General features: G+C 68.6%; 18 protein-coding genes. 7 read left to right on the forward strand and 11 right to left on the reverse strand.

Annotated elements, in window-relative coordinates:
• Nucleotides 1–71 precede the first annotated feature (71 nt).
• The 5 genes from ACP59X_RS20040 to ACP59X_RS20060 form a co-directional block, all read right to left on the reverse strand.
• Nucleotides 72–851, reverse strand: coding sequence for an ABC transporter ATP-binding protein (locus tag ACP59X_RS20040; protein WP_428561911.1), 780 nt, complete (start codon nucleotides 849–851; stop codon nucleotides 72–74).
• On the reverse strand, nucleotides 848–1,822 hold the full coding sequence (locus ACP59X_RS20045) for a branched-chain amino acid ABC transporter permease (RefSeq protein WP_428561913.1): 975 nt from the start codon (nucleotides 1,820–1,822) through the stop codon (nucleotides 848–850). The genes ACP59X_RS20040 and ACP59X_RS20045 overlap by 4 nt, the downstream gene beginning before the upstream one ends.
• Nucleotides 1,819–2,694 (reverse strand): branched-chain amino acid ABC transporter permease, encoded by an 876-nt coding sequence (locus ACP59X_RS20050; protein WP_428569979.1) that lies wholly within the window; start codon nucleotides 2,692–2,694, stop codon nucleotides 1,819–1,821. The genes ACP59X_RS20045 and ACP59X_RS20050 overlap by 4 nt, the downstream gene beginning before the upstream one ends.
• Before the next feature lie 11 nt (nucleotides 2,695–2,705).
• On the reverse strand, nucleotides 2,706–3,848 hold the full coding sequence (locus ACP59X_RS20055; protein WP_428561915.1) for an ABC transporter substrate-binding protein: 1,143 nt from the start codon (nucleotides 3,846–3,848) through the stop codon (nucleotides 2,706–2,708).
• A 156-nt stretch (nucleotides 3,849–4,004) separates the two neighbouring features.
• Nucleotides 4,005–5,150, reverse strand: coding sequence for an ABC transporter substrate-binding protein (locus ACP59X_RS20060; protein WP_428561917.1), 1,146 nt, complete (start codon nucleotides 5,148–5,150; stop codon nucleotides 4,005–4,007).
• Nucleotides 5,151–5,372: 222 nt separating this feature from the next.
• Between ACP59X_RS20060 and ACP59X_RS20065 the strand changes: the two genes are divergently transcribed.
• Nucleotides 5,373–5,855 carry a hypothetical protein gene (locus tag ACP59X_RS20065; RefSeq protein ID WP_428561919.1) on the forward strand — a complete coding sequence of 161 codons (483 nt, stop codon included), beginning with the start codon at nucleotides 5,373–5,375 and terminating at the stop codon, nucleotides 5,853–5,855.
• A gap of 750 nt (nucleotides 5,856–6,605) precedes the next feature.
• On the opposite strand, the gene ACP59X_RS20070 is transcribed toward ACP59X_RS20065, so the two are convergent.
• From ACP59X_RS20070 to ahbB, 3 genes are all read right to left on the reverse strand, one after another.
• Entirely contained in the window at nucleotides 6,606–8,156 is a 1,551-nt protein-coding gene (locus ACP59X_RS20070; protein ID WP_428561921.1) for an ABC1 kinase family protein, read from the reverse strand.
• Complete coding sequence (locus tag ACP59X_RS20075; protein WP_428561923.1) at nucleotides 8,156–8,434, reverse strand: phasin family protein; 279 nt, start codon at nucleotides 8,432–8,434, stop codon at nucleotides 8,156–8,158. Before ACP59X_RS20075 ends, ACP59X_RS20070 begins: the two co-directional genes overlap by 1 nt.
• Before the next feature lie 154 nt (nucleotides 8,435–8,588).
• The gene (gene ahbB / locus ACP59X_RS20080; protein ID WP_428561925.1) at nucleotides 8,589–9,077 is read right to left on the reverse strand and encodes a siroheme decarboxylase subunit beta; all 489 of its coding nucleotides are present in this window, start codon (nucleotides 9,075–9,077) and stop codon (nucleotides 8,589–8,591) included.
• A gap of 133 nt (nucleotides 9,078–9,210) precedes the next feature.
• On the opposite strand from ahbB, the gene ACP59X_RS20085 reads away from it, so the two are divergent.
• The 3 genes from ACP59X_RS20085 to cbiD are packed head-to-tail and all read left to right on the forward strand — an operon-like array spanning nucleotide 9,211 to nucleotide 12,839.
• Nucleotides 9,211–10,203 (forward strand): NAD(P)H-dependent glycerol-3-phosphate dehydrogenase, encoded by a 993-nt coding sequence (locus ACP59X_RS20085; RefSeq protein WP_428561927.1) that lies wholly within the window; start codon nucleotides 9,211–9,213, stop codon nucleotides 10,201–10,203.
• A 39-nt stretch (nucleotides 10,204–10,242) separates the two neighbouring features.
• Nucleotides 10,243–11,727: a cobyrinate a,c-diamide synthase gene (locus ACP59X_RS20090; RefSeq protein ID WP_428561929.1), complete on the forward strand. Its 1,485-nt coding sequence runs from the start codon at nucleotides 10,243–10,245 to the stop codon at nucleotides 11,725–11,727.
• Complete coding sequence (gene cbiD, locus ACP59X_RS20095; protein WP_428561931.1) at nucleotides 11,724–12,839, forward strand: cobalt-precorrin-5B (C(1))-methyltransferase CbiD; 1,116 nt, start codon at nucleotides 11,724–11,726, stop codon at nucleotides 12,837–12,839. Before ACP59X_RS20090 ends, cbiD begins: the two co-directional genes overlap by 4 nt.
• Here cbiD and ACP59X_RS20100 read toward each other — a convergent pair.
• A complete protein-coding gene (locus ACP59X_RS20100) occupies nucleotides 12,802–13,503 on the reverse strand; it encodes a hypothetical protein (RefSeq protein ID WP_428561933.1) in 702 nt (233 codons plus the stop codon). The two genes, cbiD and ACP59X_RS20100, sit on opposite strands and share 38 nt — an antisense overlap.
• 187 nt (nucleotides 13,504–13,690) lie before the next feature.
• Here ACP59X_RS20100 and cbiE point away from each other — a divergent pair, with 187 nt between their 5' ends.
• From cbiE to ACP59X_RS20115, 3 genes are read left to right on the forward strand one after another with little or no spacing between them, the layout of a single operon-like run.
• Nucleotides 13,691–14,920 (forward strand): precorrin-6y C5,15-methyltransferase (decarboxylating) subunit CbiE, encoded by a 1,230-nt coding sequence (gene cbiE / locus ACP59X_RS20105; protein ID WP_428561935.1) that lies wholly within the window; start codon nucleotides 13,691–13,693, stop codon nucleotides 14,918–14,920.
• A complete protein-coding gene (gene cobM / locus ACP59X_RS20110; protein WP_428561937.1) occupies nucleotides 14,913–15,698 on the forward strand; it encodes a precorrin-4 C(11)-methyltransferase in 786 nt (261 codons plus the stop codon). The genes cbiE and cobM overlap by 8 nt, the downstream gene beginning before the upstream one ends.
• Before the next feature lie 10 nt (nucleotides 15,699–15,708).
• The gene (locus ACP59X_RS20115; protein WP_428561939.1) at nucleotides 15,709–16,107 is read left to right on the forward strand and encodes a secondary thiamine-phosphate synthase enzyme YjbQ; all 399 of its coding nucleotides are present in this window, start codon (nucleotides 15,709–15,711) and stop codon (nucleotides 16,105–16,107) included.
• 851 nt (nucleotides 16,108–16,958) lie between these two features.
• Here the strand turns inward: ACP59X_RS20115 and ACP59X_RS20120 are convergent.
• Both ACP59X_RS20120 and ACP59X_RS20125 read right to left on the reverse strand, forming a co-directional pair.
• Complete coding sequence (locus ACP59X_RS20120; protein ID WP_428561941.1) at nucleotides 16,959–18,347, reverse strand: M14 family metallopeptidase; 1,389 nt, start codon at nucleotides 18,345–18,347, stop codon at nucleotides 16,959–16,961.
• A gap of 113 nt (nucleotides 18,348–18,460) precedes the next feature.
• Nucleotides 18,461–19,258: an enoyl-CoA hydratase/isomerase family protein gene (locus tag ACP59X_RS20125; RefSeq protein WP_428561943.1), complete on the reverse strand. Its 798-nt coding sequence runs from the start codon at nucleotides 19,256–19,258 to the stop codon at nucleotides 18,461–18,463.
• Between the last annotated feature and the right edge of the window lie 77 nt (nucleotides 19,259–19,335).

A 19,335-nucleotide genomic window follows, 5' to 3' on the forward strand; every position in this document is an offset into this window, starting at 1 on the left:
TCACCCCCTCCTGGCCGCCGGAGGCATCTTCCCTCTTCCCTTCCCCGCTTCACCCTCGCGACTCGCCCTCGCTACTCGTCCTCGCCCAGGTAGGCCCGCACGACCTCGGGGTTGGCCTGGACTTCGTCAGGCGTGCCCGCGGCCAGGGGATGGCCGAAATTGAGCACCGTCACGTAATCGCTCACGCCCATGACCAGGTCCATGTCGTGTTCGACGAGGCCGACGGTGACGCCGAGCCTGTCGCGGATGGCGGTGATGACGTCGCCCAGGCGCGCGGTTTCCTTGGAATTGAGCCCCGCCGCCGGCTCGTCGAGGAGCAGCAGCTTGGGGTCGGCGGCCAGGGCCCGGGCCATTTCGAGCAGCCGCTGGCTGCCGTAGGGCAGGTCGCCGGCCGGCGTGTCGGCGACGTCGGCCAGGCCCACGAAATCGAGGCATTCCAGGGCGCGCGCTCGGCAGGTGGCCTCGGCCCGGCGAAACCCCGGCGTGCGCAGGAGGCTGGCGAACACCGGGTAGCGCGTGTGGGCGTGGCGGCCGGCCATGACGTTTTCGAGGACGCTGAGGGACGTGAAGACTTCGAGGTTCTGGAAGGTGCGCACCACACCGGCCGCGGCCCGTTCGTGGGTGGGCAGGCCGGTGAGTTCGGCCCCGTCCAGGCGGATGGCCCCGGCCGTTATGGGCACCATGCCGGTGATGGCGTTGAGCATGGTGGTCTTGCCGGCGCCGTTGGGGCCGATAAGGGCCGTGACCGTGCCGGGGGGGATGACGAAATCGGCTTCGGTGAGGGCGTGGATGCCGCCAAAGCGCACGGTCAGGCCGGCCACGTCGAGCATGGGGGCGGGAGGCGATGTCATGCGCCCTCCCCGCGCCGCCGCAGCCGGCGGGACAGGCGGGACAGGCGGGACAGGCCCCCGGCCAGGCCGTCGGGCAAGAACATGATGGTCAGCACCAGGATGGCGCCGTAGACCAGGATGTCGATGTCCTCGAATTCGCGCAGGGCCTCGGGCAGGGCGGTCAGGAAGAAGGCGCCGGCCACCGATCCCCAGACGCTGGCCATGCCGCCGAGCACGACCATGACCACGAGCTGGACCGAGAAGGTGAAGCCGAAGGAGGCCGGGGCGATGAAGCTCAGGTAGTGGGCGTAGAGCACGCCGGCGAGCCCGGCCAGGCCGGCCGAAAGCACGAAGACGAAACGCTTGTGGGCGGCGATGTCGACGCCCAGGCTCGCGGCGGCCTTTTCGCTGACGTGCAGGGCGCGTAAGGCCCGGCCGGTGCGGGAGCGCATGAGGTTGAGCGACGACAGGACCACCAGCGACAGCACCACGGCCATGAGGTTGTAGTAGCTGCGGTCGGTGTCGAAGGCGTAGCCGGCCAGGGCCAGGCGCGGGATGCCGACGAAGCCCGAGGGGCCGCCGGTCCAATCCACGGCCTCGTTGAAGACGATGGAGACGATGATGCCGAAGCCAAGCGTGGCCATGGCCAGGTAGTGGCCCTTGAGCTTGAGGGTGGGCGCGGCCACGACCCAGGCCACGGCCACGGACAGCGCCACGCCAATGGCCATGCCCACCGGAATGGGCAGGGAAAAACGCGTGGTGGCGATGGCCGTGGCATAGGCGGCCATGCCGTAGAAGGCGGCGTGGCCAAGCGATATCTGGCCGGCGTAGCCCATGAGCAGATTGAGCCCCACGGCGATGACGGCGCTTAGGCAGCCGAGAATGCAGATGCTCAGGTAGTATTCGTTGGGCAGCGCATACGGCACGGCCAACAGCAACAGGAGAAAGGCCCCGGCCTGGGCGGCGTTTCTGCCGAAAAAGGCCGGCCTCATACCCGCTCCACGCCGGCCTTGCCGAACAGCCCCGAGGGTTTGACGAACAGCAGCAGCAGCAAGACGATAAAGGCGAAGGCGTCCTTGTAGCCCGAGGAGATAAAGCCCGCGCCGAAAGCCTCGAGCACCCCGAGCACCAGCCCGCCGGCGGCCGCGCCGAAGGGATTGCCCAGGCCCCCCAGGATGCAGGCGGCAAAGCCCTTGAGCCCGAGCATCATGCCCACGTCGTAGGCGGTCATGGTGATGGGGGCCAGGATCGCCCCGGCGGCGGCGCCGATAAGCCCGCTTAAGCCGAAGGACAGCAGGGCCATGCGGGCCACGGAGATGCCGACCAGGCTCGCGGCCTTTTTCTGGCAGGCGCAGGCCAGCATGGCCTTGCCCTGGATGGTGGCGGTAAAAAAGAGCTTGAGCGCGGCCAGAAGCGCCAAGGTCACGGCCAGCACCCACAGGCTCTGGGGCTGGATGGCCGCGCCGAGCGCCAGGATGGGGGCCGTGCCCGTAAAGGCCGGCAAGGCCACGGTGTCCTTGCCGAAGACCAGCATGGCCCCGCCGCGCAGCAAAATGGAGACGCCGATGGTGATGATGACGGCGTTAATGGCCGGAGCGCCGGCCAGGGGCCGGATGGCCAGGCGTTCCATGAGCGCGCCGACCACGGCCGTGGCCAGGCAGGCGCCCAGCACGGCCGCGACAAGCGGCAGGCCCGAGGCGGTGAACCACACGGCCAGCATGCCGCCGAGCATCACGAACTCGCCCTGGGCGAAGTTGATGATGCCGGTGGTGTTGAAGATCATCGTGAACCCGAGCCCGATGAGGCCATAGGCGGCCCCCTGGGTGAGCCCGGAGACGAGGTATTGCGGCGCGCCGGAAAGCATCGAGGCCCGCACTACTCCCCGACGATGACCCAGTCGCCGTTGGCGATGCCGAGCATGATGAAGGCGTCGGGGCCAAGGCCGGCGTGGTCCTCGGGGGTGAAGGTGAAGACGCCGCCGATGCCGGGAAAGGCTTTCGTTTTTTCCAGGGCGTCGCGGATGGCTTCCGGCTTGTCGGAGCCGGCGTCGGCGACGGCCTTGACGACCAGGTGCAGCGAATCATAGCCGTGGCCGCCGAACGTCGAGACCGGGGCGTTATACTTCTCGCCGTAGGCCTTGGTGTAGGCCACGAGCAGGGCCTTTTCCGGGTCGCTGTCCGGCAGCTTGGCGGCGGCGGTGATCTTGCCGGCCGGGAGCAGCAGGCCTTCGGCGGCCTCGCCGGCCAGTTCGATGAACTTTTTGCTGGCCACGCCGTGGCTCATATACAGTGGGGTCTTGATGCCGAGCTGCACCCGGTTTTTGGCCACCACGGCCGGGCCGGGGTTGGTGCCCCAGCAGATGACGGCATCCGGGGAGGCGCCCTGGATCTTGGTCAGCTGGGCGGTCATGTCCGTGTCCTTGGGGCCGAAGACCTCGTCGGCCACCAGCTCGAAGCCGCCGGCCGGGACGAGTTCCTTGAGCACCTCGCGGCCGGCCTGGCCGAAGCCGTCGGACACGGTCAGGATGGCCAGCTTCTTGTACCCCTGCTTCTTGGCGTGGGACAGGATGCGGGCCGCGGCCAGGCGGTCGGACGGGGCGACCTTGAAGATGTAGGGGTTGACCGGCTTGGTGATCTTCTCGGCGGCGGAGCAGGAAACCAGCGGCACCTTGGCCGCGGCGGCCTTGGCCATGACGGCCAGGGAGTTGCCCGAGGTGGTGGGGCCGAGGATGGCCGAAACCTGCTCCTTTTTGAGCAGCCTGTCGGTCGCCAGCACGGCCTTGTTCACGTCGGTCTCGTCGTCGAGGATCACCACTTCCAGCGGCCGGCCGAGCACGCCGCCGGCGGCGTTGATCTTGTCCACTTCCATCTGGATGGTGTTTTTCTCGGGCTCGCCCAAAAAGGAGGCCGGCCCGGTGACGGACAGCACGGCCCCCAGGCGCACGGGATCGGCGGCGAAAGCCGGCAGGGCCGAGAGGATGGCGGCGCAAAAAGCCAAGGCGGCGGCGTGCAGTCGCATGGCAGGCTCCTGTTTGGAAAAGGTTTCGCGCGGCGGGGACCCCGCCGCGCGAGCAGTCGACATTAGGTGTTCACGTCCCGTCCCTATAGTCGAGAACGCGTCCGAAGGGAACCCAAAATGACCCGCCTGTTCGTTTTCGTGACACCCTCGAGCGGGCTACTTGTCGGCCAGCAACTTGAATTCGCCGCCGGCGATGGTGACCATGACGAAGGCGCTTTCGTCCAGGCCGTTGTGGTCCTCGGGCGAGAAGCCGAACACGCCGGTGATCCCCGCAAACCCCTTGATCTTCTCCAGCTTGTCCCGGATGGCCGCCGGCGAGGCGTCCTTGCCGTCGGCGATGGCCTTGGCCACGAGCATGAGGCCGTCGTAGGCGTAACCGCCAAAGGCCGAGGCCGGCGTCTTGAAGCGCTCCTCGTAGGCCTTGGCATAGGCGGCCAGGGCCGCCTTCTGGGGATCGGCCTCGGGAAGCTGGGAGACGACCGTCAGCTTGCCCGCCGGCAGCAGCAGGCCCTCGGCGGCCTCGCCGGCCAGCTCCACGAACTTGGCGCTGGCCACGCCGTGGCTCATGTAGAGCGGCGTGGCGATGCCGAGCTGCACCCGGTTTTTGGCCACCACGGCCGGGCCGGGGTTGGTGCCCCAGCAGATGATGGCATCCGGGGAGGCGCCCTTGATCTTGGTCAGCTGGGCGGCCATGTCCGTGTCCTTGGGGCCGTAGACCTCGTCGGCCACCAGCTCGAAACCGCCGGCCGGGACGAGTTCCTTGAGCACCTCGCGGCCGGCCTGGCCGTACCCGTCGGACACGGTCAGGATGGCCAGCTTCTTGTGGCCGGCCTTGCCCGCGTGCGCCAGGATGCGGGCCACGGCCAGGCGGTCGGACTGGGCCGTCTTGAACACCCAGGGGCTCACGGGCTTCACGATCTTTTCCGCCGCGGCCATGGACACCAGCGGCACCTTGGCGGCCACGAACTTGGGCGCGACAGCCAGCGTGTTGCCCGAAACCGTCGGCCCGACCACGGCCACGACGTTGTCCTTTTTCAGCAGCCTGTCGGCGGCCAGCACGGCCTTGTTCACGTCGGTTTCGTCGTCGAGCACGATCACTTCCACCGGTCGGCCGAGCAGCCCGCCGGCGGCGTTTATGGCCTCGGCCTGCATGGCCAGGGTGTTCTTCTCGGGCTCGCCCAGAAACGAGGCCGGACCCGTGGCCGAAACCACGGCGCCGATGCGGATGGGGTCGGCGGCCCCGGCAAACGGCGCGGAAAACGCCAGACACAAAACGGCGATCATCAGGGAAACAAGGGGCATGGGACCTCCGGGCGAAAAGTTGGCAAAGATTATTCGGGCTGTAACAGGCTTGCATACGACATGGAGCGGCTTTTCACAATGAGATCATATTAACAATTGCAAAAGACAACCAATTTTTCGATGCGGCCAGCCGCCCCATCCCGATTTCCCGTCGGCTTGCCAATGGCGCACCCGGTGGATTATGCCGCAACTAATCGCCATCGTACCATGAAGGAGCACGCCATGCAGACGATTTTGCGGGTCCTGTCGCTGGCCCTGGCCCTGACGATAGTTGCCGCCCTTCCCGCCCTGGCCCAGACCGCCGCCCCGGCGCCGCCCGCAGCCGATGCCGCCCCGGCCAAAAAAAGCGATGCCTCGGGCCGCAAAACCCCAGTGGCCATCGACCACGACGACAACGACCCCGTGGGCACCCGCCTGGCCTACCGGCTCAAGGAACTGCTGGGGCGCTCGTCGCTTATGCAACCGACCAACAAGGACGAGAAAAAAATCGTCATCGTGCTCAAAACAAAGGAAGAATTCCCCGGCCGCTCGGGACTGAGCTCCATCTATTCGATCAGCTGGCTCTTTTCCTCCAAGGAAGGCGCCCTCAAATACTTCCTGACCAGCGAAGCCGGCATCGTCGACAGCGCCGACATCGACCAGGTCACCGAAACCATCCTCGGCAAAACCGACAAACTGGCCAGCACCTACGGGTATCTGTTCTAGACGGCGACCGGGAACGGGCGGCGGTTTGCACATGGCCTGAGCAGAAACAAGAGCAGGAGCCTGCGGCGCCCCTGAACTGGGGCGTTGCCCCAGACCCCACCAGGAGGGGCTTTGCCCCTCCTGGACCACCCCACTGGGGGGCGTGACGCCCCCCAGGCCCCCCCAGCGGCGTCGGTGGGCGCAAGGGGCTGCGGTCACCGGGGTGATGGTCGTGCGCGGCGCGAAGATGCGAGGCCGGAATTTCGCCTTTCGATGCCGTCGCTACGCTCCTGGCTCGAAAGGCGAAATTCCGGCCTCGCCCAGCCGTCGGCCCTTCGGGCCGAGGGGTGTGGATTTTTTTGCTTTGAAAGCCTCCGTAAAGGCAATCCCGGGATTTTATTCTTCACACGCGGTGTGTTGCCACAGACGGTGCAATTGGCGGTTGCCGGACGGCCCTTAATCTTCAATATGCGGCGCTTCGCCGCTGGCGCCCGTGGTGCCGGAAATGGGGCTGGCGTGCTGGCCGGCCTTGCGGCCAGTGTCGCCAGCCCCATTTCCGGCACCACCACGACCGACGCCCCGCCGCTCGACGTTCCCGACCACACCTCCACCCGCCCCGTCGGGGAGGTCCAGGAGGGGATCATCCCCTCCTGGCGGGTCCAGGGCAGCGCCCTGGCAGGGTCCGGGACAGCGTCCCGGCCGCCGGAGGCATCTTCATCCCCACCCCCATCTCCACCTTCACCTCACCCACAACCTCTGCGTCTGCGTCCCTTACCGCAACGCCAGCCACACCCGCACCGCCCCCGCCGCGAACAGCAGCCAAGCCACCTCACGGGTGTGGGGCACATCCGTCAAGGCCGCCAAAAAAGCCGCGGCCAGCAGCAGCACCCCGAGGGCCAGGCGGCGCAGGTAGGGCCGCAGGCGTTCGCCGGCGTATTCCATGGTTTCGGGGGAGAGCTTGACGCGCAGGTTGGATTCGCTCAGATCGGTGAGCACGGTCTTGGCCCGGCGCATGGTCAGCGGCAGGCTCATGAGTTCCGAGCGCAGGGTGGGGAACAGCCCGGCCTCGGCGCCCATGGCCCGGGCCAGATTCTTGCGCAAAAGCGGCAGGATGTCTTTGACGCCGTTGAAGTTCTCAATAAACGTCGTGCCGAGGCCCTCGATGAGGGTGCTGGCGCGCATGACGTAGACCACGTCCTGGGGCACCTTGAAGGGCAGGTCCTTCATGGAGGCGAGCACGGAGAAGGCCAGCGCCTGCATGGAGGCGGCGGACAGGCCGGCGTCGCCGAAGATGTCGAACATGCGCTCGGAAAATTCCATCATCTCGGCCGGGTCGGCCCCGGCGGCGACGATGCCCAGGCGTTTGCAGGCCACGATGAAGCCTTCGTAGTCCCGGTCGTGGGCGGTTTTGGCCACCTCGATCATGGCCACGCGGGTGTCGGCGGGCAGGCGCTTGAGCATGCCGAAATCGAGCAGGGTGAGCCCGCCGTCGGGCCGCACCAGGATGTTGCCGGGATGGGGGTCGGCGTGGAAATAGCCGCGCACGAGCATCTGTTCGATGTAGAAGGCGATGAGTGTATCGAGGACCTTGCGGAAGTCGATGCCGGCGGCGGCCAGGCCGTCCTTGTCGTCGATGCGCAGGCCCGTTTCGAAGCTCATGACCAGGGCGTCCGGCCCGGAGAGCCCGGGCTCGGGCACGGGGAAGCGCACCGGGGCGTCGCCGTAGGCGTCGGTGAACTTGCGCAGGTTGGACAGTTCCACGGACAGGTCGACTTCCTTGACGATCATGGCCGAAAATTCCGCCAGCACGGCTTCCACGGAATTTTTCGTGGCCCGGGAGAAAAAGGGCGTGAAGACCGAGAGCATGGCCCGCACGAGCCGGATGTCCCGGCGGACCTGGCGGTCGACGCCCAGGCGGCGCAGCTTGACGGCCACCCGCCGGCCGTCGGGCAGGCTGGCTTCGTGGACCTGGCCGATGGAGGCGCTGGCGATGGGCGTTTCGTCGAAGGCGGCGAAGGGCGGCCTGTCGCCGAAGGCCTGGCGGAAGGCCTGGCGGAAATCGGCCTGCGGCATGGGCGCCACTTCGTCGTGGATGGCCTTGAGTTCCGCCAGATAGTCGTCGGTGAAAAAATCGGCCCGGGTGGCCAGGACCTGGGCCAGCTTGATGAAGCTGGCCCCCAGGGTGAGGATGGTTTCCTTGAGCCGGCGCGGCGGCAACGGACGCAACAACAGGAAGCTGTCCGCCCGCCGCACCAGCACGAAGACCGTGTGCAGGAACCGGAAGGCCAGCCAGACCCGCCTGGGGGCCAGTGCGGCCGGCATCAGGACGGCTGTTTCTCGATGAGGGCCTTCAGCGCCGCGATGTCGTCCTTGGTGGCCAGGCCCATGTCGGAGAGGACGCCCTGCAATTCCTCGCGGATGCGGGCGCGCAGGACCTCTTCCTCCTGTTTGGCTCGGGACTTGGCGTCCGCCAGGAAGTTCTGGGCGTCGGCGCGCGACATTTCGCCGCGTTTTTCCAGTTCCTCGACGAAGGATTCGACCTTGTCCTTGGCCAGGAAGGCCGCCCCCAGCCCCATGTACAGCAGATCGACGGGTTTCATGCGGATACCTCGCCTTTTTGCGGAGTTCTCATGGGAGTATGGGGCAGGGGAGCCGTGGCGTCAATCCCCGGCGCGCAGGGGCAGGAACGCCGATGGAACCTTGCCGCCACGGCCGGCCTCGCGCGGCCCGGGCTGGCGTAGCGGATGGGCGGCCCTAGAAATAACGCATGCTGACTTTTTTCAGTTCCTTGAGGCTGAAAAGCATGGCGTAGTCGTCCAGGCCCGTGGCGGCGCACAGGGCGGCGACCACTTCCCGGCACTGCTCCTGGGAACGGCCGTGGATCATGGTGTAGAGGTTGTAGGGCCAGTCCAGGCAGTTGACGCGGTGGTAGCAGTGGCTGATTTCGGGTCGCTCGGCCATGATGGCGCCGATGCGGTCCACGTCTTCCTCGGGCACGTACCAGGCCACCATGACGTTGGCCCCGAAGCCGGCCTTCTGGTGCTTGAGGGTGGCGCCGAAACGGCGGATCTCGCCGGTCTGCGTCATGCGGGACAAAAGCCCCAGCACATGGGCCTCGTCCGTGCCCACGGCGGCGGCGATGTCGGCGTAAGGCGTGGCCGAATCCGGCAGCGAGCCCTGCACGCGTTTGAGGATTTCCCTGTCCAGTGCCGAAAGCGCCGTGGCCGCGCCAGTCCCGCCCATGACTTCCCCTCCCGAGGCTGTGTCCGGAAAGCCTTTGTCTCTACCGGCTTTGTGTGCTAGAAGCAACAACGGCGCGGCTGCGAGGCGCGCAACCGGCCGCAGGGCGGCGCGGGGGAAACCGGAGGCGGAGAGCATGAAGATCGCGGTGATCGGCGGCGGCAGCTGGGGCACGACCCTGGCCGACCTGTTGGCGAAAAAAGGCAACGAAACCCGGTTGTGGGTGCGCGAGCAGGCGGTGATGCACGAGATGCGCACCACCCGCATGAATTCCTGGTACCTCCCCGACAGGCGCCTGGCCGAGGCCCTCGAGGTCAGCACCGACCCGGCGGCCGTGGCCGAGGGCGCGCGCCATTTCCTGTTCGCCGTGCCCTGCCAGTTCATCCGTAGCGCCTACCAACGGTTTTTCAAGTACCTGCCCAAAAACCCGGTGATCATCTGCGCCAGCAAAGGCATCGAGCTCGACAGCCTCATGACCATGTCCCAGGTGTGCGAGGACGCCCTGGCCAGCCTCAAGCCGCGCTTCGCCATGCTCTCGGGGCCGACCTTCGCCTACGAGGTCATCCGCGAGATGCCCACGGCCGTGACCCTGGGCTGCAAGGACAAGAAAGCCGGCAAGGAAGTCCAGGAAGCCCTGTCCACGCCCTATTTCCGCATCTACACCTCCTCGGACGTGCGCGGGGTGGAGCTTGGCGGGGCGATAAAAAACATCATCGCCATCGCCGCCGGCGTGGCCGACGGGCTGGGCTTCGGGGCCAACGCCCGGGCGGCGCTCATCACCCGGGGCCTGCACGAGATGAGTAGGCTCGGCAAGGCCATGGGCGGCGACCGCCAGACCTTCATGGGCCTTTCGGGCATGGGCGACCTGGTGCTGACCTGCACCGGGGACCTCTCGCGCAACCGCCAGGTCGGGTTGCGCCTGGCCAAGGGGCAAAAGCTCCTGGACATCCTGGCCGAGATGAAAATGGTGGCCGAGGGCGTCAAGACGACCGAGGCCGTCCATGCGCTGCGCGAAAAAATCGGCGTGGAAATGCCCCTGACCGAGCAGGTCTACGCCATCCTCTACCAGGACAAGGACCCGTCCCTGGCCGTGCGCGAACTCATGACCCGCACCCTCAAGGACGAATAACCCCGGCCACGGGGTTCCCGGCCGTACGGGCAGCGCGCCATGCCATCCCCTCCCCACGCTCCGCGCGGCCTGCTCGTGGCCGGCACGCGCAGCGGCTGCGGCAAGACGTCCGTGACGCTCGGGCTTTTGCGGGCCTTTTCCCGGCGCGGGCTGCGCGTGCAGGCCTTCAAGGCCGGCCCGGACTTCATCGATCCCGGACACCACGCCCTGGCCACGGGCACTCCCAGCCACAACCTCGACGACTGGATGTGCGGCGCGCAGGGGACGCGGCGCATCTTCGCCCGCCACGCCGCCGGGGCGGACCTGGCCATTGTCGAGGGCGTGATGGGCCTTTTCGACGGCTACGCCGCCGTGGACGCGGCCGGCTCCTCGGCTTCCCTGGCCAGGCTTTTGGGGTTGCCGGTGCTGCTCGTGGCCGACGCGGCCTCCATGGCCCGCTCGGCGGCGGCGCTGGTGGGCGGCTACCTGGCCTTCGAGCCGGACCTGGCCTTTTGCGGCGTGCTGTTAAACAACGCCGGCAGCCCCTCCCACGCCGAACTGCTGCGCGAAGTCATGGCGGCCAGCCTTCCCGCCACGCCGCTTCGGGGCGTGCTGCCCCGGCGGGCCGAGCTGGCCATGGCCTCGCGCCATCTGGGCCTGGTCACGGCCGCCGACGACGCGGCCGCGACGGAACGCCTGGACGCCCTGGCCGACTGGGTCGAGGCCCACTGCGACCTCGACGCCCTCCTGGCCGATCTGCCGCCGCTTATGATCGACCGTGACGATGACGCCAGCTTCCCCCTTATAGGGAGTCCAGAGGGGGCCTCGCCCCCTCTGGCCGCCGGAGGCTTCCCCCCATCTCCCCCCCACGCGCCTTCCCCGTCCCTTCGCCCTCGCCCATCCCCGCCGCCTCCGCGCCTGGGCCTGGCCCGGGATCGGGCGTTCTGCTTCTATTATGCCGAAAACCTGCGGCTGCTGGAGGCGGCGGGGCTTGAGATCGTGCCCTTTTCGCCCCTTGGCGACGCCGGCCTGCCCGAGGGCCTGGCCGGGCTGTACCTGGGCGGCGGCTATCCGGAACTGCATGCCGCGGCGCTTTCGCAAAACGCGGGCATGCTGGCCGCGGTGCGGGGCTTTTGCGCCTCGGGCCGGCCGGTCGTGGCCGAGTGCGGCGGCTTCATGTACCTCATGGAGTCCCTGGCCGACCTTTCGGGCCGGACCTTTCCCATGGCCGGCGTTTTTCCCTTCCGGGCGGCCATGGGCGAGCGTTTCGCGGCGCTGGGCTACCGGGCGGTGACCACCACCGCCGACACGCCGCTGGGGCCGTCCGGCACGCGGCTTCGCGGCCACGAATTCCACTACTCCCACCTGGCCGGCGACACCGGCGAGGTCCCGGACGTCTACGCCGCGACCGGGCGCAAGGGCCCCATTCCCGACCGCCACGGCTTTTTGCGCCAGGCGACCCTTGGCAGCTACGTGCACGTGCACCTGGCCGGCAGCCCCCAAGCGGCCTGGCATTTCGCCCGGGCCTGCCGGGAGGCGGGGTGAGGCGGCGGCAGGGCCTGCGCGAGGGCTTCACCACCGGCACGGCGGCGGCCGGCGCGGCCAAGGCGGCGGCGCTGCTGCTGCTCTCCGGGGAGCGCCCCGCAACCGTGGACGTGCCGCTGCCGGGCGCCGGCCGGCTGACCCTGCCCGTGGCCGAGGCGCGCCTTGCGGGGGAAGGGGCCTATGCCGCCATCGTCAAGGACGGCGGCGACGACCCGGACGTGACCCACGGGGCGGTGATCGGCTGCCGGGTGGATGTTTGCCCCGAAGCCGGCCCGGGCGGCGTCGCCGTGGAAGGCGGGGCCGGCGTGGGGCGCGTCACGTTGCCGGGGCTGCCCGTGGCCGTTGGCTTGGCGGCCATCAACCCGGCGCCCCTGGCCCAGATCCGGGCCGCCGTGGCCGAGGCGGCGGCGCTGGCCGGCCACGGCGGCGGCCTGCGGGCCGAGGTCACGGTGCCGGGCGGCGAGGCCATGGCCCGCAAGACCCTCAACCCGCGCCTGGGCATCGTGGGCGGCATTTCGATCCTCGGCACCTCGGGCATCGTGCGCCCCTTCAGCCACGCCGCCTGGGAGGCCTCCATCGCCGAGGCCCTGGACGTGGCCAGGGCGCTCGCCCACGACACCGTCGGCTTTTCCACGGGCCGGCGCAGCGAGGCGCTCCTGCGCCGGCAGTTGCCGGAACTGGCGGAAACGGCCTGCGTCCAGGCGGCCGACTGCTTGGCCTTCGCCCTTGGCGCCGCCGCCGGGCGCGGCTTCCGGGACATCGCCTGGGCCTGCTATCCGGGCAAGCTCGTGAAAATGGCCCAGGGCCTGGCCAACACCCACGCCCACCAAGGGGACATGGATTTTTCGGCCCTGGCCGGCTGGTGCCGGGAGGCTGGCTGGCCCGAGGCGGCCTGCCGGGCGGCCGGGGCGGCCAACACCGCCCGCCACGCCTTCGAGCTGGCCAAAGGCGCCCCGGCCAGGGCGGCCCTGGCCCAGGTCCTGGCCGGGGAGGCCCTCGGCCACATGCGCCGCTTCGCCGGCCCGGGGCCGCGGCTGCGCCTTTTCGTCTTCGATTTCGACGGCACGCCGCTGGTCAGGGCAGGGACGCGCCCGCGGTCTCGAAGCGGATGAGCCGGAGGTTTTCCGTCCACCAGCGGAACACGGACCGCAAGACCCAGGGAATGGGGATGACAAGCATCGTGCCGAGCATCCACAGGAGGCTCATGCCCAGAAGCCCCCAGCCCGAGCCGTGAAATTCCAGGCCGAAGCCCTCGCCCTCGATGTTGCGGCACACCCAGCGCGCCATGCCCACGGCGGCGAATGGCCCAAAAATAAGGGTCATGGCCGCGACGGTCACCAGCGCCGACCAGCCGAGAAAGGGCAGGTAGCGGCCGTGAAAACGGGCCGTGCCCCCGGGTGACAGACGGATGTTCTCGATGAGCCAGCGGTACAGCGGCAGCTTGACCGCCGCGTCGCAGGGAATGAGCACCAGGGCCAGCAGCCCCTGTACGGCCAGGCGCCGGCCGTCGTGTTCCATGCCCGAGGTGGCCAGTTGCGGCAGCACGGCCAGAAACGTGGCCACGGCGAAAAGCGGCCAGATGCGCCCCGCCCGGCCCTCGAAGTCGGCCCGCGTGCCGTCGGAAAAGCGCGCCGCGGCGCACCACCAACCAAAAAACGCCACCGCGCCCCAGGCGGTGGGGATGATGAACAGGGACAGGACGAGCCAAAGCAGCGGGTAGCCCAGGCTCGCCCAAACGCCTCCCGTGAAGGTCACACCGACATGTCGTTGTTCCATAACACCGCCCTCCTTAGGCTGGATTGTCATGAAATGACCCGGCCCGGGAAAAAGGGCAAGCCGCAATTGCCTGTCCGGCGCGGCCCCGCCCCATGACCGTTTTGTCATCGCGCCAGTGCGCACAGTCCTTTTGACCGCGGCCCCCGTCACGGGTACAGGGGGGCATGTCGTACGGCGAGCACCTCTCGTGACGGGCCATCCCCTTTGCGTGGTCGGGCTGGGCATCGGCCGGCCCTTTCTGTCCCCGCCGGCGGCGGCGGCCGTTGCCGAGGCCGACGTGCTGGTCGGCGGCCGACGCCAGCTCGCCTGCTTCCCGGACCACGGCGGCGTGCGCATCCCCATCGTCGGTCCCCTGGGCCTCGTGTGCGAGGCCATGGCGGCGGCCTTGGGGGAAGGCCGGCGTGTCACGGTCCTGGCCGACGGCGACCCGCTTTTTTTCGGCATCGGCCGGCTGTTGGCCGAACGCTTCGGCCCGGACCGGCTGGTCTTTTTCCCGGGGGTCACGGCCGTGGCCGCCGCCGCCGCCCGCCTGGGCCGGCCCTGGCACGACCTGCCGGCCGTGTCGCTGCACGGCCGGGACGACATGCTGCCCCTTTTCGCCGCCCTGTGCCGCACCGAGGCCGTGGCCGTCCATACCGACGCCGCCCACACCCCGGCCGGCATCGCCGCGGCCCTTTTGGCCCGGGGCGGCGACGCCTTCGCCATGACCGTGTTCGAGGACATGGGCCTGCCCGGCGAACGGCTGTGGCGGCTGACCCTGGCCGAGGCCGTGGGGCTTTCGTTTTCCCCGCTCAACCTGCTGCTTATCGAACGTGTGCGCCCGGTGGCCGTGCCGCTGGCGCTCGGCCTCGACGACGAGGCGCTGTTGCGCCTGGACCGGGTGTTCACCAAAAAGCCCATACGGGCCGTGGCCCTGGCCGCCCTGGCGCCCCGGGCCGGGGATGTCGTCTGGGACGTGGGGGCCGGAACCGGGGCCGTGGCCCTGGAAGCCTCGCTGCTTTGCGCCGGCGGCCCGGTCTTCGCCGTGGAGCGCGATCCCGGCCGGCTGGCGCTGCTGGCCGAAAACATTCGCCTCACCGGCGCGCTCACCGTGACCCCGGTCGGCGGCGAGGCCCCGGACGGCCTGGACGGCCTGGCCGATCCGGACCGGATTTTCGTCGGCGGCGGCCTGACCGTACGCGCCGACCTGCTGCCCTACCTCTGCCGGCGGCTGCGCCCGGGCGGCAGGATCGTGGTCAACAGCGTCCTTTTCGGCACCCTGCAACACACCCTGGCCGCTTTCGCCGCGGCCGGGTTGCGCGTGGAGGTGCTGCAAGTCAACGCCGCCACGGCCGCGCCCCTGGCCGGCGACCTGCGCCTTTGCGCCGAAAACCCCGTGACCGTCATCACCGCCGCCAAGGAGGCCCCCCGTGGCTGAACCGCTTTTCCCCCACGGCGGTGTGGCGTTTATCGGTGCCGGCCCCGGCGACCCGGACCTGCTGACCGTCAAGGCCGCCCGCCTCATCGGCCAGGCCGACCTCGTGCTCTACGCCGGCTCGCTGGTCTCCCCGGCCGTGGTGGCCCTGGCCCGGGCCGATGCCCGGGTGGTGGACTCCGCGCCTTTAAGCCTCGCCGAGACCCACGCGCTCCTCGTCGCAACGGCCCGCCAGGGGGGCTTGGCCGCCCGGGTCCACACCGGCGACCCGTCGCTTTTCGGCGCGCTCTCGGAACAGGCCCGCCTGCTCGACGCCGACGGCATCCCCTACACCGTCGTCCCCGGCGTGACCTCGGCCGCGGCGGCGGCCGCCGCCTTCGGCGTGTCCGTCACGGAACCCGAAGCCACCCAGACGCTCATCCTCACCCGGCTGGCCGGCCGCACGCCCATGCCGCCGGGCGAGTCCCTGGCGAGCCTGGCCGGCCACGGCGCCAGCCTGGCCGTCTACCTGGCCGCCGGCAACCCCGAAGGCCTGGCCGAGGCGCTGCGCCAAGGGGGACTGGCCGGCGAAACCCCGGTGGCCGTGGCCCACCGCCTGGGCTGGCCCGGCGAAAAACGCTTCTGGGCCACCATCGACACCCTGGTGCAAACCGTGCGCGCCGCCGCCATCGACCGGCAAACCCTCTTCCTGGTGCTGCCGGGACTGGGGCGGGGCGTCCCCTCCCATCTTTACGATCCGTCCTTCGGCCACGGCTTCCGCCCGGCCCGCGAAGACGGATGAAGGAGGCATCATGGAAACCTTCGAAGTCCGTACCGGTCTCCGGGAAGAACTCGTGCGCGTCACCGGCGCCCTCCAGGAACTCGTCACGGAAAAAAACTGGCGCGACGGCGCCCTCGTGGTCTTTTGCCCCCATACCACCGCCGCCCTGACCGTCAACGAGGACGCCGACCCCGACGTGGCCGCCGACCTCGTCCTGGCCCTGTCGCGCCTGCTCCCCAAGGAGGCGGCCGGCTACAAGCACGTCGAAGGCAACAGCGACGCCCACGTCAAAACCACCCTCGTCGGCCCCTCCCTGACGCTGATCGTCTCCGGCGGCCGCATCCAGCTCGGCACCTGGCAAGGCGTGTTCCTGTGCGAATGGGACGGCCCGCGCAACCGCAAGATCTGGGCGCAGTGGCTCGGCCAGTAGCGGGACAGGGCATGCCGATGCGGTTGCTGGCGCAGGTGAGGCGGTTGGAGGTGGACGTGCGGGCCTGGTGGATGAAGATGCCTCCGGCGGCCGGGACGCTGTCCCGGACCTTGCCAGGGCGCTGCCCTGGACCCGCCAGGAGGGGATGATCCCCTCCTGGACCTCCCCGACGGGGCGGGTGGAGATGTGGTCGGGAACGTCGAGTGGCGGGGCGTCGGTCGTTTGTTGGCGGAATTCGGGGCAACCCGCAGGCCGCAAAGCCGGCCAGCACGTTGCCCCGAATTCCGCCAACAAGGGCGCCAGCGGCGAAGCGCCGCATGGGAAGAAAAAGAGCCGTCCGGCCGGCAACCGCCAGTAGCAGCGTCAGTGGCAACGCGCCGCATGGGAAGAAAAAGGGCCGTCCGGCAACCGCCAATTGCAGCGTCGGTGGCAACGCGCCGCAGAACAAGAGAATCCTTAGAGTGCCTTTACAGAGGCTTTCAAAGCAAAAAATCCACACCCCTCGGCCCGCAGGGCCGACGGCTGGGCGAGGCCGGAATTTCGCCTTTCGAGCCAGGAGCGCAGCGACGGCATCGAAAGGCGAAATTCCGGCCTCGCATCTTCGCGCCGCGCACGACCATCACCCCGGTGACCGCAGCCACTCCCGCCCGCCACAGCCGACCGGGGGGCTCGGGGGGCGTGACGCCCCCCGATGGGGTTCGGGGCAACGCCCCGATGGGGTCCGGGGCAACGCCCCGATGGGGTCCAGGGCAACGCCCTGGTGGGGTTCGGGGCAAAGCCCCGATGAGGTGCGGGCCGGCGCCCCAGTTCAGGGCGCCGCAGGCTCCTGCTGCCGTGGCCTTGCCTGACGGTTAGCGCCCCAGGTCGATCTCGCCGGTTTTCTTGAGCTTGCGCAGGAGCTTGTCGCTTGCGGCCAGGGCCGGGCCCTTGGCGTCGAAGGCGGCCAGGATCATGCCGCAGAATTTGTCGCCCTTGTAGATTTCGATGCGGAAGATGGTGCCGGCCTTGTCCACGGAGTAGCCGGGCTGGAGGTCGGACAGGGCCAGCGTCAGGCCGGCCTCGTTGGCCAGGCCGGGTTTGCTGAAGCCGATGATGTTGGCCCGGTAGTCGGCGCCGGTTTCGACGCGGAAATTTTTCGCCACGGGCACGACCCGGCCGAAGGGCACCACGCGTTTGACACCGTCGATTTCCATGGGCACGGCCTCGAGGCTGGTGTCGTATTCGCAGTATTGGGGATCGAGTTCGGTGACGTTTTTATTGCCGAAATAGACCTTGAGGCTTTTTTCCGCCGAGACCAGGGCCATGATGGGGCTGCCGGGGCGGTATTCCACGGCGCTGCCTTTTTTGAGCGGAATGTAGCGCAGCCGTTCCCGGGCATTGCGCAGGTCCAGGTAGACCTTGTTGTCGAAAAACGACACGGCCACGTTGCTTTGCAGGGCATCGGCCACTTGCGGCGTGGCCAGCTCGAAGGCGCGTTCGAATGCGATGCCGAAGGAGCGCAGGAAGCTTTCGACCACGGCCAGGTGGTAGTAGGCCGACAGGAAGGGGCTGACGTTCTTGCTGCCCTCGATGCCGAAGGCCGGCTTGCCATTGTTGATGGCGAAGTAGGTCAGGGTCTTGGACATCTCCTTGGCGGTTTCGTCGTCGAGGCCCCGGGTGTGGGTGTTTTTGACGTGGTAGGCGTGCATGGGGTCGTAGAGGCGTTCGTTGGCCTCAGCGGCGGCTTTTTCGGCCAGGGCGGCCAAGTCGCCGAAGCGCGAGGCCGGCACGCGGTCCTGGTCGATGATGACGGACTGGCCCCAACGCTTGGGGTTTTGCCATTCGGAGACGTAGGTGGGGCTGAAAAAGCCCCAGCCGTCATGGAGGTGCAGCACGGCCTCGACGCGGGGATCGGTGATGATGGCCTTGATCTTCTGGATGGCCTCGTACTCCGGGTCCTTGGGGTCGAGGTCGGCGAACTTGCGGTTCATGTCGCCGTGCATGCCCCGGGAGTTGTGGATCATGGACAGGAAGTTGAGGTTGGGCACCACCCAGACGGCCCCGGATTTGATCTTGTAGTGGGAAACGAGCAGGGCGGCGGTGTAGAAGCCGCCGGGTTCGTCGCCCTGGATGCCGCCGACGACCAGGATGGTCGGGCCGGGGCGGCCGGAATCGAGCTTGTGCAGGGTGAAATCGAGATTGCCGCCTTGGGCGGTGGAGGCCGCAACCAGGAGCCAGAGCGTGGTCAAAAAAAGACGCATGGGACCTCGACGGGGGTGGTTTCGCCTGCCACAGCCCGGGGAAGCAAGCCCTTGTCACGTACTCCAAAAGCCCGACAAAGTCACCCGTGGCCTGGGCTTGCCGGCCACGGCCGTCATTGCGCCCGGGCCGCCCGGCGCGCCACCATGGCCGCCTTGAACTCGGGCGAATTGAGCCGGTTGAGGATCAGCATGTCCTCGGTCTCCAGGGACCGGCGCAGCTCGTTGATATCGCTTTTTAAAAGCTTGCGCAGGGCCAGCATGGTGGCCACCTGCGGCTCCTGGTAGTAGGCGGCCACCTTGAGCGCCTCGGCCTCCAGTCTGGCCACCGGCACGAGCTTGTCCACGATGCCGAGGTTGTGCGCCTCCTCGGCCGAAAAACGCGGCCATTGCAGCACTTCCGCCGCCTTGGCCCCGCCGAGCATGCGCGACAGGAAGTAGCCGCCGCCGCCCTTGGGGATGGTGCCCAGCTCCGCCGAGGCGTTTTCGAAGACCGCCTGCTCGGTGACGAGGCGGTAGTCGCAGGCCAGGCTCATGTTCAGGTGAAAGGCCGAGATGTTGCCGGTGTCGGCGTGGATGGTGACCTTGTTGAGCCCGGCCATGGTCACGGTGTAGTTGTTGACGAGGTTGAACAGCCGCTGGATGAGGTAGTCCTCGCGCCGCGACGTCAGGAATTCGTCGAAAAACTCCAGGGTTTCGGCGGCACCCTGCTTTTCGAGGCAGCCGATGAACACCACCACCCGCACCAGGTCGGTATGGGCGATGATCTCCAGGTGATCGAAGAAGGTGTCGATCTTCTTGAGGTCCCGGGCGTGGCGGGTGAAATGGGGCTTGCCCCGCACGATCAGGATGTTGTCGCGGCGTTCGCTGGAAAAGAACTCGTTGTCCGTGACCAGGCTGGTGGCGTATTCCATACAGGACCCTCCTTGCGGGCACGGGATGGGAATGAACGCGGCCGGGACCCCAGGAAGGCGGGAGACAACCAGCCGTC

It is taken from the genome of Solidesulfovibrio sp. DCME, from assembly GCF_049995385.1.
Taxonomy (GTDB): Bacteria; Desulfobacterota; Desulfovibrionia; order Desulfovibrionales; family Desulfovibrionaceae; genus Solidesulfovibrio.